The organism is Mycobacterium sp. 1245801.1 (genome assembly GCF_001673055.1).
Lineage (GTDB): Bacteria > Actinomycetota > Actinomycetes > Mycobacteriales > Mycobacteriaceae > Mycobacterium > Mycobacterium europaeum_A.
In genome coordinates, this window is sequence record NZ_LZKY01000021.1 from 1 (window position 1) to 12,822 (window position 12,822).

Sequence of the window (12,822 nt, forward strand, 5' to 3'; positions counted from 1 at the left end):
CTTTCGAGGAAGCCTGCGCCGACTACGGCTGGAACGCCTACGAGATCGGCGAAGACGGCGAGAAGAAAGCGTTCGCGCTTCTGTGACCGCCGCCATCATCATCCCGTGGCGCGACCGCGGAATCGACCCGTACCGAATCCAGAACCTGCGACGCGTGCGCGAACACTGGGACGACTCACCGTGGCCGGTGCGCGTCGTCGATGACGGCGAACCCGGACAGTTCAACCGATCCCGCGCCTACAACCGCGCCGCCAACCTCGTCGACGCCGACGTCCTTGTATACGCAGAAGCCGACCTGATCATCGACTACGACCAGGTCGACGCGGCGATCATGCTGGCGCAAACGCAACCCGGACTGGTGATTCCGTTCTCCAAGTTCATGGAAATCAACGAAACACAGTCCGCCCTAGTGCGCGCCGGCCTGCTGCGGCCACAGAACGCGAACGCAGTTCAGATCAACGGTGACCGGAAATCCACCGGCGCCGTCAACGTTATTTCGCGGGCAACGCTGGCGCAGATCGGCTGCTACGACGAACAGTTCCGCGGCGCCTGGTGGGACGACACCGCCATGCAACGCGCATTCGAAATCTGCTGCGGCCCGATCCGATTCGTCGACGGACCCGCCTATCACCTGTACCACGCGACAGGAGCGCGCCGCGACGCCAAGTCGACGGACGCCGATCGTGCAGCCACCGACGCTAACCGCCGGCGCTACCAACTCTATGAGCGGGCTACCACGCCCGCCCAGATTCGCGCGCTAACGACGGGCAGCGCATCGGCGTGAGCCACACTGTCGGCGTCGTTGGGCATATCAGCCGCGCCGAGATGGTGGATTACCTTGCCGACCGGGTGCGCCCGGAAGTTGTCAGCATCGACGACGGCGCGCTCGGCTGCGAAGGCAACCATCGCGCCGTGTGGCGGCAGTTGGCCGCCAACTACCCGCACTCACACTGGACCGTTGTCCTCGAGGACGACGCGCTACCCGTAGATGACTTCGACTGCCAGCTCGAAGCGGCGCTGAAAGTGTCACCCTCACCGGTGGTGTCGCTGTACCTGGGCCGCATGCGGCCGCCGCAATACCAGAGCGCCATTAGTGCGCGGGTTGCCGCCGATCAGGATGCGCACTGGTTCGTAGGTAATCGCCTATTGCATGCGGTGGGTGTTGCTGTACGCACAGGACTGGTTGACGCAATGCTGACGTACACGTCGCTGCCGCATGCATGCAGACTGCCGATTGATGAAGCGATATCACGGTGGGTGATTGCGCAGGGCATGTCCGTGGCGTACACATGGCCGTCGCTGGTGGATCATGCAGACGAGCCCACAGTAATAGCTAGGCATCGTGACGGTGCACCTCGTCCACCAGGGCGCGTGGCGTGGCGTACAGGCCAGCGTGCCACGTGGTGTGGCCATGCTGCTGCATTGGCGTTGCGATGATCCAAGGCCGTGCACCGAAGTACTGCTCACACCCGGACGGATGCACCGAGCTAGTGCCTGGTGGTGTGCGCTGCTGCCCTACACACAGCGTGCGCTGGGACGGCAGGACACGCCGCCGGCCGCGGGGCTGGGGCAAGATACGACTGCGGATACTCAAGCGTGACAGGTGGACGTGCTGTGTGCCTGGTTGTGGTGCCCGAGCTGTCGACGTCGACCACATTGACAACTTGGGCAGCGATGACGACGACAACCTTTGGTCGTTGTGCCGACCGCACCACGAACAGAAGACGCAGGCCGAGGCGATGGAGTCGAGACTGAGTAGCACACCTGTTCGATAGAACAATCGTTCGGATAGTGCCCGAGTTCGTGTCTAATAAGGACTATGCATGCATGAATGCATAAAGCATGAATTTTATGCATAATCGAACGCGCGTGCGAATACCCGGGGCTCATCGCCAGCGTCGGTAACACATACTTTCCCGAATCGTCGCAGGTCAAAAGGGGTGCAGGGGACCCCTAGTACCGGGTAAAAAGTTCACCGGCCGGGCGCACAAACTCATCTGTGTACGCTTCCCCGCATATTTATGCATAAATCGAACAGGCGTTCGCTACCGTGTCAAATAGCGACGCACGCCAAATCACCGAACACCTGTTCGATACGAACGGACGTTCGATCCCGCAACGGGAGGCCAACCATGCCAGCACACCTGAAAGACCCATCCGTCCGAGCGCGCCGCAACAAGGCTAGCACCCGGGCCACCCTCAGCGTCGACCACGAAATCGAAGCGCCGCCGCTGCCCGACGGCATCGCCTGGCACCCACTCACCCAGCAATGGTGGTCTGACCTGTGGGAATCGCCGATGGCCACCGAGTACGTCGACATGGACATCAACGGCCTGTACCGGGTCGCGATGCTGATGAACGATTTCTGGCTCGCCGGGACAGCGAAGGAACGCGCGGAAGCGCAGGTCCGGCTCGAGAAGGCGGACGCCGAGTACGGGACGAACCCGTTGGCGCGTCGCCGCCTCGAGTGGCAGATCGAAGCCACCGAAGATTCGAAGCGCAAAGGGCGTAAGCGCCGCGCGTCGGAAGAGCCGCCGCCGGCCGAGCAGCCGGCGCCGGACGCCGACCCGCGACTACGCCTGGTGCAGTAAAACCGCAGGTCAACCGCATAAATGGCGGTTCTGTGCGTGCCGCCTTTCGACACGGCGTCAGCTAACCCGACACTGGGGCCGCAGGTGGCCGCTTTCATTGAGGAGCGGTTCACGTTCGGCCCGGGCTCGTTGGCGGGCCAGCCGGCGCGGATCGACGACGAGAAACGCGCGTTCGTCTATTCGATGTACGAGGTGCACCCGCTGGGGCACCCGCTGGCCGGCAACCGCGTCTACAACCGCGTCGCGCTCGAGATGCGCAAAGGCGTCGGCAAGACGTCGTTCGCTGCGTGGATTGTTTGCGCGGAGTTGCACCCGGATTCCCCGGTCCGGTTCAACGGGTTCGACGCAAATGGGCAGCTCAGACAGGGTAGACCTGTCAACAGCCCGTACATTCCGATGTTGGCCGACACGAAAGACCAGGCCGACGAACTTTGCTACGCGTTCGTCAAGTTCATCCTCGAGAGTTGCGAGGACGCCGACCTGTTCGATATCGGCAACGAGCGCATCCTGCGGCTCGGTGCGAACGGCACGGCGGATGGTCGCGCGGTGTCGGTATCGGGCGCCCCGGGCAGCCGAGACGGCGCGCTGACCACGTTCCAACACATCGACGAGGCGCACCGCCTGTTTTTGCCGCGGATGCGCGAGGCGCACGAGACGATGTTGCAGAACTTGCCGAAGCGGCCGCAAGAGGATCCGTGGACGCTTTACACCAGCACCGCCGGCAAGCCCGGCCAGGGGTCGATCGAAGAAGATTTGCGGCTCGACGCCGAGGACATCGCGGCCGGCAAAAAGTCCGACCCGACGTTCTTCTACTTTTCCCGCTGGGCGGGCGAGGAACACCGCGACTTGACGACCGTGGAAGCACGGGTCGCCGCGGTCGCGGAGGCTACCGGCCCGGTTGGGGAGTGGGCGCCTGGTCAGTTTGAGCGGATCGCCCGCGACTGGGACCGCAAGGGCGTGGACCGCGCGTATTGGGAACGGGTGTGGTTGAACCGTTGGCGTCAAGGCGAGTCGCAGGCGTTCAACATGCCGCATGTGCGGGACACGCTGTGCCGGCCCGCCCGTATCAAGGATGGCGCGTTCGTCGCGCTCGGTTTCGACGGTGCCCGGTTCCGTGACTCGACCGCCTTGGTGGCGGTGGATATCGAGTCTGGCTTGTCTGAGTTGCTTGGCATGTGGGAGCGGCCGGACGACGTCGAAGAGTGGACGGTCCCGGAGTCCGAGGTGACCGAGCTGTTGGCGGACACGATGCGCCGGTTCAAGGTGTGGCGCGCGTATTGCGACCCTCCGCACTGGACGGAAACGGTTGCCGGGTGGTCGCAGCGGTGGCCGGACCAGATCATTGAGTGGCACACGAACAGGCATCGGATGATGGCGTTCGCGGTGCGCGCACTCGCCGAAGCTGTTGACAGCAGTGCGATCACGTTCGGCGATGGACCTTACCGGCCGGATCTGTTTCGGCACATGGGGAACACGGGCCGCAACGAGTTGCGGGTGCGTGACGATCACGGCGAGGCGTTGTGGGTTCCGCAGAAGGCGGATGGCCGGCAGATAGACAAGATCGACGCCGCGGTCGCTTTGACGTTGGCGTGGACGGCGTGCCTTGATGCGCGGCGTAGCGGCGCGAAGCCTGGGCCAACGGTGTACGTGCCGTTCAAGATTCGTTGATAGGAGGTGGATCGTTTGACTGACGTTGATGCGTATTCGGGCGATGTGCCCAGGATCGGCGATACGCCCGAGGTGTGGCTTCAACGGCTATCTCAGCGCATGGACCGGCAGCGGATGCGTTATCTGCTGCTCGAGAGTTACGTGAACGGAAACGCTCCGCTACCCGAACTGTCCCGCGACACAGAGACTGCGTGGCGCGACTTCCAGGCCGAGTCGCGCACCAATTTCGGCCTGTTGATTCGTGACGCGGTGTGTGACCGCATCGTGATGAGTGGCCTCACGGTGGGCGGCAGTGTGCGGTCGCGCGCGGCGAAAGCTCTTGAGCAGATCGCGATTAACAACCGTATCGAGCAGGTGATCCGAGAGTTCGCGAAGTTTGGTACGACGTTCGGGTCGTCGTATTTGACGGTGTGGAATGACGATGACGGGTCGGCGGTGATCACCGCGGATTCTCCGTTGACGATGATCGCGGCGGTTGATCCGTTGCAGCCGTGGCAGATCCGTGCCGCGCTGCGCGTGTGGCGTGACCTCGACGAGGGGCGCGACTACGCGTTGGTGTGGGCGGACAAGATGAAGCAGCGTTTCTCCCGCGCCTGCTATTCGGACGCGAACCAAACCTTGCTGGTGCCTTACGCGTCCGGCGGGTGGGAAGCGGATACCGATGCGGTGGAGACTGGTGTTGCGCCGCCTGTGGTGGTGTATCACAACGCGGACGGTATGGGCGAGTTCGAGCCGCACATCGACATCATCAACCGCATCAACCGCGCGGTGCTGAATCAGGTGACCACGTTCGCGATGCAGGCGTTTCGGCAGCGCGCGTTGCAGATCCAGGACAAAGACCACCCGGGGTTGCCGCAGAAGGATCAGCAGGGCAACGCGATCGACTGGGCGAAGCTGTTTGAGCCGCACCCGGCGGCGTTGTGGAATTTGCCGCCCGGGGTGTCGGTGTGGGAAAGCCAGTCGACGGATACGGCGCCGATGCTGGCCGCGGTGAAGGATTACATCCGCCACTTGTCGGCGGTGTCGAAGACGCCGTTGCCGATGCTTGTGCCGGACAGCGCGAATCAGACGGCGGCCGGCGCGGAGAACGCGGAGAAGTCGTTCATCTTCAAGTGCACGCAGCGTGTGAACGCGGTCAAGTTGGCTATCGAGTCGGCGTTGTTGATTGCGTTGCAGGTTGAGGGATTCGACAAGGTGGACCGGGTCGAGGCTGCTTTCGAGGATCCGGCGCGGGTGATGTTGAGCGAGAAGTATGCGGCGGCGATGAGTGCGCGCGCTACTGGCTTGTCTCTCACCACGATTCAGCGACTTATTTTGGGTATGAGCCCGGATGAGATTGAGCAGGACGCGGCCGACCGCGCCCTCGAGGCAGCCAAGGCGCCGGCGGCTGCGGTCGATCCGGCGGTGGATGACGCCGAGGACACCGGCCCGGTGTCCGATAAGAGACTTCCCGAACAGGACGCTTCGGCGGCTTAGTTCGTGTTGTCGCCCCGGTATGGGGCGGAAATTCCGTTTGCGATACGCAAATTCTTAGGGAGACGCTATGTCTGACTCTGTTTCTGGTGAAGCACAAAGCACTGTTGAGGACGCCGCCACGGCGACCGAGCAGGGCACTGACGCCTCGGGCAGCGATTCTGCTGCCGGGTTGACTGCTGACGAACGCGCCGAATTGGACCGCCTGCGGGCTGTTCACAAGGAGGAGCGTCGTTGGGAACGTCGCGCGAAGGACAATTTCACGGACGCCGAGAAGTTTCGGGCGCTCGCGAAAGCGTTCACCGGTGGCGATGGCGCCGAGGATTTCGATCCGAAGGCCGAATTCGCCAACTTGCGCAACGAACTTCAGTCTGAGCGGCTCGAGCGTATCCGCGCCGAGGTCGCCCGGGTGAAGAACGTCGACCCGCGGTATGTGATTGGCGCCAACCAGGAAGAGATGACCGCGGCGGCTGACAGTTACCTCGCTGACGTTGAGGCACGTGTCAATGCCGCGTTGAAGGGCGTGAAGGCTCCCGCTACCGAATCCACGTCGACCGTCAAGGGCGGCGACCGCGTGGAAGGGCCGAAACAGATCACCAGCGAGGCCGAGCTGAAAAAGCTGTCACCCGCCGACCAGTTGAAGGCTTACCAAGAAGGCCGACTCGACAAGTTGATCGGTCGTTAACCAACATTCTCAGGAAAGGTTAGAAGGCAATGGCTTTCAATCACTTCATTCCCACTCTGTGGAGCAGCGCGCTGCTTCAGGCGTGGCAGAACGCGACCGTGTTCGCCGGGCTGGTGAACCGCAGTTACGAAGGTTTGGCCACCAAGGGCAACACCGTGAAGATCGCGGGTGTCGTTGTGCCGACCGTGCACGACTACGCCGCGGCGAACCGCACCACGTCGGCCGAGGCGATTTCGGACATCGGCGTCGACCTGTTGATTGACCAGGAGAAGTCGATCGACTTCTACGTCGACGACATCGACCGCAAGCAGGCCGCCGGCGACCTGGCGTCCTACGTGTCCGCGGCCGGGCAGGCGCTGGCCGTCGACTCGGACAAGTACATCGCGAACGCTGCGGTGGCGCACGGCACCGAGGTGTCGGGCAGCCTGCCCACCACGGGTGACCAGGCGTTCGACCTGTTGAACGAGGCCCACAAGGTGCTGACCAAGGCCAACGCTCCCGCGTTCGGCCGCGTCACCGTTGTGAACGCCGAGTTCGCCGCTCTGCTGCGGACCGCCGCGTCGAAGCTGACCACGTTCTACGAGGCCGGCGACACCGCTGGCCTGCGTGCCGGCACGATCGGTTCCCTGTTGGGTTCGCGGATCGTGGAGTCGAACTCGCTGCCGGAAATGGACGAGCCGCAGTTCGTGCTGTTCGACTCGCAGTCCATTGGTTACGTGTCGCAGATCGACGAGGTCGAGGCGCTGCGCGCGCAGGACCGCTTCGCTGACCGCGTTCGGATGCTGCACGTGTACGGCGCGAAGGTGGTCCGCCCCGCGGGTGTGACCGTGTTCAACCCGGCTTCGGGTAGCTAACCGCTGTGGTTGATCTCGCCGCCGCGGCCGACGTCGCGACAGTTCTCGGATTGTCGGACGTCGACGCTATACCTGCTGCGCAGCGCACTCGGTTGCCGAGTGAGTTGTCGCGGGTGCAGCGTGCGTTCATTCGCGCCGCGGGGCGGGATTTCCAGCCCGGCCCTGTCCGGGTGCAGTGCACCGTTGTCGGGGGCTGGGTCACGCTGCTGGACACCCCCGCCAACGAGGATGACGATCCGGTCACGGTGGAAGACCGTGTCGGGCGGGCGTTGTCGGTGTTGACTTCCGACGGCGCGCGGCTGCGTGTCGGGCATGTGCACGGCTCGCGCCATCGGGCGTTGCCGTCGGGGGAGATAGTGAACGTCAGTTATGTGGCGCCGCCTGTGCCGGACGCTGTGCGTGTGGCGGTGGCGTCGATCGTGGCGCGACGTTTGTCGGTGCCCATCGGTTCCCCGGAGTCGAAGTTCACCGACTTGACTGCCGGCGCTGATTTCCGCGCTTCGGGCGCCGCGTGGGTGTCGTCGACCGCGGTTCTCACCGACGACGAACTCGCCGAGGCGTATTCGTACCGCCCAATGGCCGGCACGTCAATCATCGCCCGCTGGGATGACGAGCAACGCATTTGGATGGGGCCGAACTGGTACTACCCGTCTTGGCCGTTCAGCGTTTTCGGCGGCGGGGCGGCCTGGTGAAGCAGGTTCTGTACAGCAAGTTCACCGGCATGGGCGAGGACGCCATGGGCAACGACGTTGCGCAGCACGCAGACCCGGTGGCCGTCGACGCCTTCAGTTGGTCAGTGCGGGCCAAGCCGAATCTCGGAGACCTGGGGAAGAGGGACGGGTTCACTGGCCGCAACATCGAGGACGTTGATTTAACTCTCGTTCCGATGGACGTCGGGGTGCAGGACCAGTTCATCATCGACGACGGGAAACCGTTTTACGTTGTCGGCATTATTGATTGCCGCAACGGCTGGCACGGTTGGGCGCCTGGCGTGAGCGTGCATTTGCAGCGGGTGACTGGCTGATGGCGTACGAGGTGAAAACCGAGAAGGACGCTTGGGGCGCGATCGTCGCCCAGGTCATCAACGAGGTTGGCATTCCCCGCATGCGTGCCGTCGCGCAGGCCTGCAACGAAGCCGACGGGACCAGCGCAGCCGAGACGGGCGCGGAGAAGGACGGATACCTCGTGTCCAGCGACGGCCCGAAGCCGTTGCGCAAGAAAAGCTTCCGTGTGACCGTTATCACCGCGACCGCAGAGGCGATGGCGAAGAACGCGAAACACAACACGCTTGTGAATAACTTCTACCGGGCGGCCGGCGACTGATGAGCGCAACAAGGTCAACGTACCCGTATGCGGCGAAGGTTTACCGCGACTACCTTGATTCATGCCTGGACGCCGACGTCCGTGTCGCCAGTAACGTCCCCGGTGACCGCCCCGACCGGCTGGTCACAATCTGGACGGCGCCGGCCGGCACGACAGATAAGCCGCGCGTGTTCTCTTGGCGCAGACTGATTTTCCAGTGCTGGGACGTTGATGAGATCGCGGCCGGCGAACTGTGCGAGACCGTCCGCAGCTATGTCGTTGACTCCATCTACCACCACCTTGGCGTTCGCAAGGTGAAAGTTGTTGGCGAGCCGTCACGGTTCGACGATCCGGGGGATTCGTCCCCACGTTTTCAAACAACTATTGATGTGCTTCTCCGGGCACAGTTTGTAACTCCCTAAACCACAACCGAATACATATCTTCCCTTTCGGACCCTGGCTGCAACCTGCCTGGAAGGGGCACATGGCCATGGCCGTCAATGACAAGAACATTTACGCGGCGGAACCGACCGCCGAGGGCAGCATCTACGCGGCCCCAGTGGGCACCGCAGGCCCGTCGCTGCCGAATCCGTTCGACGTGCTGGACGTTGCGTACATCAACCTCGGTGACGTCGGCGAGGACGGGTTCACCGAGTCCTCGGAACGCAAGATCGACAAGAAACGCAACTTCGGCGGCAAGGTCGTCAAGGTGTTGCAGACCGAGGTCGGCAAGTCCGTCCAGTTGGTGTTCCTCGAGTCGCTGAACGCCGAGGTGTTGAAGGCGATCAACGGGCCGGCCAACGTGACCATCGTTCCGGCTACCGCGGAGCACGGCGAGATCGTCGAGGTCAAGAAGAACGCCAAGCGTCTGCCGCACCTGTCGTGGGTGATCGACACGATCGACACCAGCCTCGGTGACGGCGACACGGTTACGGCGAAGTACCGGAGTTACATCCCGGACGGCCAGATCACCGAGATCGACGACGTGAAGATCGTCCACTCCGACACGATCGAGTACAAGGTCACGGTCGAGTGCTTCCAGGACGAGAACGGCGAGTTCATGTACTCGTGGTCGGACAACGGCCGCGTGGTCGCGGGTTCGTAACCAACGCTTTTGGGCGTACAGCTCGAACTCCCGTGGGGGGAGAACTTCTCCATGCAGCCGGGGTCCGCTCCCCCCACGGGCCACCTAAATTCCCCGGCTGCAAACCATCTCGGCGCGAAAGGCTGCATCATGTCCGAAAACCCCACCGCTCCACTGACTCTCGACGTCGAAATCCCCACCGAGGATGGCGGCACCGAGAAGAAGACACTGACGTTCAAGTCCCTGCAGGTGATCCCCATGGGCCTGATCCGCGAGACGCGCAACAACTACAACGAGCAGATGTGGCGCGTGTTCGAGTGGGCGTTCTCGGCGGAGGATCTGGCGATCCTCGACCAGGTGCCGGGCAACAAGACGCAAGACCTGCTGCGCGAGATGCAGAAGCAGTCCGGCCTCGAAGTGGGGGAATCCTCGGCCTCGTCGACGTCATAGACGAACACGGCGAGGCGTTAGAAGCCGACCTGATCAAACTCGGGCTGCGGCTTCGGTGGGCTCCATGCGACTGGTTCAACTGGCGCGACCTGATCGTCATCATTAAACGCTCTGACTGCGAGACAGAGCTGTACAAGGCGATGCATCCCGACGAGGCCGGCTGGACTCTGACCAACATGCTGCTCGCCGTCATCGCGGACTGCTTGCGGTGGCTGCAGTGGGCGAAAACAAAGGACGGCCAGAAGGGCCGCAACGCGCCGGAACCGATCAAACGTCCGGGCGTGAAAGGTAACCGACGTCGGGTGCACCCGCCAGGCAAGGGTGTTGCTAGGTCGAAGTTGCGGAAACTGCTTGGCCGCAGCAGCGGCGAAACATCGGACAGGGCAAAGCGTTTGGATGCCCTGTTCTCAGGTGAATGACGGGAGGTGATTTCTTATGGCTGATGGGGTGAAACTCGCTTCGGGCTACATCGAGTTGACGGTCAAGAAGGCCGGCGACGCGATGAAAGAGATCACCGCCGAGATCACCGGCGTCGGTAAGCAGGCCGAGAAGGTCGGCCAGCAGGTAGGCGACGCACTCGACAAGGGCATCTCCAAGGGCGCCACCAAGGCCGGAAAGACGATCCACGACGCCATCACGGAGGGCGCGGAGAAGGCCGGCGAGGAGGCGGGAAAGAAGGCCGGCGACGCTATCGAGAAGGGTGTCCGCGAGGGCGCCACAAAAGCCGGCGAGACGGTCCGCGAGGCAATCAACAAGGGCGCCAAGCAGGCTGGCGATGATGTCAGCAAAACCCCGATAGAGCCGAAGGTCGACACCAAGCGGGCGCGCGATGCCTTTAAGGAGTTCGGCAAAGAGGTCGTTGTCATGGTCGACAAGGCCGCCAACGACGCCGGCATCACCCTCGAGGGCGTTATCACTGGGGTCGCTAAGGAGGCTGGCCGAAAGGTCGGCGAGGAGCTGCACGACGCGATCCAGAACGTCCCCTATTTGGGGGATGCGGCCCGCAACATTGAGAACTGGATCAACCCGGCCGTCGACGGATTCAAGGGTCTGAACGACGCCGTCGCGGCGTTTAAGGACAAGGACGCTGCGGGCGCGCTGAACGGTTTGGCGGACGCGTTGAACGCGGTAGGCCAAACCCAAGCCGGCGGCGCGGTTAAAGATATCGCGGACAAGGCCGCTCCGCTGCAGGAGAAAATCTCGTCACTGAAGGACGACATCAAGGGCACCACTGACGGTTTCCTCGCATTGGCGGGGAACTCGGGCCGCATCTCCGGGGCTCTTGCGGCTATCGGGGAGGCCGCCGCCCCGGTGGCTGCGGCGCTCGCCACGCTGGACACGGTTATGCCCGGCTGGCATGGCGCCGCTACTGGTGTGCTTGACCAGGTGCAGGGCAAGAAGGGTTTCAACGCCAAGGACTGGTTTAACACACTGATCCCGGGCACCAACCTGATGGATCGCGCGGCGGCCCCCTTCATGGGCGGCGCTGACCCGACAAAGGGTGCCCAGTCGCCGATCCCGGCGAAGCCCGGGGTGTCGGTGATCCCGCTGCCCGGTTCGGCGCCGGCGGTGGAACCGGGCTATACGGCGGTTCCCGGGTCGGGTGACCCGTTCGCGGCGCTCGCGCCGCAGAGCAAGCCTTCGGCCGCGCCTAGCGGGTTAACGTCTGGCGGTGGCGGTCTCGATGCCTGGATCGATCAGGCGCTCGCGCTAACAGGCACTGACGCTTCGTGGAAGCCGGGCCTGAAAACATTGATCGGCCGGGAATCGAGCGGTAACCCCAATGCGATAAACCTGTCGGACAGCAACGCCGCGGCCGGGCACCCATCGCAAGGGTTAATGCAAACCATTCCCGGCACTTTCAACGCCTACCACGTCCCCGGGACGTCGAACAGTATCACTGATCCGGTGGCGAATATCGCCGCAGGGATCGGATACATCAAATCGCAGTACGGCCACATCAGCAATGTGCAGCAGGCGAATCCGAATCTTCCGCCGAAGGGTTATGACGACGGCGGTGTGCTGCCTCCGGGCATGCAGCTAATCAACAACGCCAGCGGCCAGCCGGAAATCGTTCTGACACAGGACCAAGCCAAGAACGCCATGCAGGGCATGCCGGGCATGGGCGCCGGACCAAGCGACACTCCGTTGGGGTCTGGCGAATCACCCGGCCCGAACGGTGCGGCCGCGTTGTCGTCCCTCATGGGCGGACAAGCACCAGACGACTCGGCCGGGCTTGCCGCGATGGGCGCCCCGGGCGGCAAAGATCAACGCACACAGGGCTACATCCCCGCGGGCGCGGGCGGCGGCGGCCAGGCCGGCACGTCGCTGTGGTCTGGCGCCATGCAGATGGGCGCCCAGGCGATCAACGGTTTGATCGACCAGGCCGCCTCCGCGGCGGCCACGGCGATCTCCGCAGCGGCCACCGCGGGCAGTTTCGGCGCCGGCGGGCAGGCCGCCGGGCCGGCGTCATCGTTCCTGATCGGCATCGGCGCCAACATGGCGAAACGCGGTGTGCAGTACGGCTTCCAGTTGGCGGGCATCGGCGGTGACGCGCTAGCGGAAATCTTGATGCCTTTCGGTGTGCCCAGGTTCTTCCAAACCGACCCGTCGCAGTTCATGCCGAAACTGCCGAACATGGCCGCCGCGGTCACCACAGGGGAAAAGGCGCAACAGACACAGGACAACCCGCAGGGGGCGCAGCAGGCCGGCATT

Annotated in this window: 15 protein-coding genes; all 15 read left to right on the forward strand. The window is 63.5% G+C overall.

Translation table 11 applies throughout. The annotated features are described in order from the left end of the window. Window positions 1-82: 82 nt before the first annotated feature. Window positions 83-784, forward strand: coding sequence for a glycosyltransferase family 2 protein (locus A5622_RS01035; protein WP_197507921.1), 702 nt, complete (start codon window positions 83-85; stop codon window positions 782-784). Next, window positions 781-1,437 (forward strand): hypothetical protein, encoded by a 657-nt coding sequence (locus A5622_RS27720; RefSeq protein WP_082994503.1) that lies wholly within the window; start codon window positions 781-783, stop codon window positions 1,435-1,437. The genes A5622_RS01035 and A5622_RS27720 overlap by 4 nt, the downstream gene beginning before the upstream one ends. 695 nt (window positions 1,438-2,132) lie before the next feature. Then, on the forward strand, window positions 2,133-2,591 hold the full coding sequence (locus tag A5622_RS29930) for a hypothetical protein (protein ID WP_066876100.1): 459 nt from the start codon (window positions 2,133-2,135) through the stop codon (window positions 2,589-2,591). A gap of 129 nt (window positions 2,592-2,720) precedes the next feature. Next, window positions 2,721-4,259 (forward strand): large terminase, encoded by a 1,539-nt coding sequence (locus A5622_RS01045; RefSeq protein ID WP_232002808.1) that lies wholly within the window; start codon window positions 2,721-2,723, stop codon window positions 4,257-4,259. A 15-nt stretch (window positions 4,260-4,274) separates the two neighbouring features. Beyond that, entirely contained in the window at window positions 4,275-5,735 is a 1,461-nt protein-coding gene (locus A5622_RS01050; protein WP_232002809.1) for a phage portal protein, read from the forward strand. A 67-nt stretch (window positions 5,736-5,802) separates the two neighbouring features. Next, window positions 5,803-6,417, forward strand: a complete 615-nt coding sequence (locus A5622_RS01055) for a hypothetical protein (RefSeq protein WP_066876104.1) — start codon at window positions 5,803-5,805, stop codon at window positions 6,415-6,417. Between the two features lie 29 nt (window positions 6,418-6,446). Beyond that, window positions 6,447-7,271: a P22 phage major capsid protein family protein gene (locus A5622_RS01060; protein ID WP_066876105.1), complete on the forward strand. Its 825-nt coding sequence runs from the start codon at window positions 6,447-6,449 to the stop codon at window positions 7,269-7,271. Window positions 7,272-7,276: 5 nt separating this feature from the next. After that, complete coding sequence (locus tag A5622_RS01065) at window positions 7,277-7,963, forward strand: hypothetical protein (RefSeq protein ID WP_156752793.1); 687 nt, start codon at window positions 7,277-7,279, stop codon at window positions 7,961-7,963. Next, on the forward strand, window positions 7,960-8,295 hold the full coding sequence (locus tag A5622_RS01070) for a hypothetical protein (protein ID WP_232002810.1): 336 nt from the start codon (window positions 7,960-7,962) through the stop codon (window positions 8,293-8,295). Before A5622_RS01065 ends, A5622_RS01070 begins: the two co-directional genes overlap by 4 nt. Then, on the forward strand, window positions 8,295-8,594 hold the full coding sequence (locus tag A5622_RS01075; RefSeq protein ID WP_066876108.1) for a hypothetical protein: 300 nt from the start codon (window positions 8,295-8,297) through the stop codon (window positions 8,592-8,594). Before A5622_RS01070 ends, A5622_RS01075 begins: the two co-directional genes overlap by 1 nt. Then, window positions 8,594-8,995 carry a hypothetical protein gene (locus A5622_RS01080; RefSeq protein WP_066876110.1) on the forward strand — a complete coding sequence of 134 codons (402 nt, stop codon included), beginning with the start codon at window positions 8,594-8,596 and terminating at the stop codon, window positions 8,993-8,995. The genes A5622_RS01075 and A5622_RS01080 overlap by 1 nt, the downstream gene beginning before the upstream one ends. Window positions 8,996-9,063: 68 nt before the next feature. Beyond that, window positions 9,064-9,678, forward strand: coding sequence for a hypothetical protein (locus A5622_RS01085; RefSeq protein WP_066876120.1), 615 nt, complete (start codon window positions 9,064-9,066; stop codon window positions 9,676-9,678). 129 nt (window positions 9,679-9,807) lie between these two features. Then, the gene (locus A5622_RS01090; protein WP_066876112.1) at window positions 9,808-10,107 is read left to right on the forward strand and encodes a hypothetical protein; all 300 of its coding nucleotides are present in this window, start codon (window positions 9,808-9,810) and stop codon (window positions 10,105-10,107) included. A 140-nt stretch (window positions 10,108-10,247) separates the two neighbouring features. Continuing rightward, window positions 10,248-10,526, forward strand: a complete 279-nt coding sequence (locus A5622_RS01095) for a DUF5361 domain-containing protein (protein ID WP_066876114.1) — start codon at window positions 10,248-10,250, stop codon at window positions 10,524-10,526. 16 nt (window positions 10,527-10,542) lie between these two features. After that, a partial coding sequence (locus A5622_RS29935) for a transglycosylase SLT domain-containing protein (protein ID WP_156752794.1) occupies window positions 10,543-12,822 on the forward strand: 2,280 nt, incomplete at its 3' end.

Excerpts from the sequence above, each read along its gene's own strand:
- A5622_RS29930 (WP_066876100.1), top strand. The coding sequence starts at position 2,133 with ATGCCAGCACACCTGAAAGACCCATCCGTCCGAGCGCGCCGCAACAAG.
- A5622_RS01055 (WP_066876104.1), top strand. The coding sequence starts at position 5,803 with ATGTCTGACTCTGTTTCTGGTGAAGCACAAAGCACTGTTGAGGACGCC.
- A5622_RS01060 (WP_066876105.1), top strand. The coding sequence starts at position 6,447 with ATGGCTTTCAATCACTTCATTCCCACTCTGTGGAGCAGCGCGCTGCTT.
- A5622_RS01075 (WP_066876108.1), top strand. The coding sequence starts at position 8,295 with ATGGCGTACGAGGTGAAAACCGAGAAGGACGCTTGGGGCGCGATCGTC.
- A5622_RS01080 (WP_066876110.1), top strand. The coding sequence starts at position 8,594 with ATGAGCGCAACAAGGTCAACGTACCCGTATGCGGCGAAGGTTTACCGC.
- A5622_RS01085 (WP_066876120.1), top strand. The coding sequence starts at position 9,064 with ATGGCCGTCAATGACAAGAACATTTACGCGGCGGAACCGACCGCCGAG.
- A5622_RS01090 (WP_066876112.1), top strand. The coding sequence starts at position 9,808 with ATGTCCGAAAACCCCACCGCTCCACTGACTCTCGACGTCGAAATCCCC.
- A5622_RS01095 (WP_066876114.1), top strand. The coding sequence starts at position 10,248 with ATGCATCCCGACGAGGCCGGCTGGACTCTGACCAACATGCTGCTCGCC.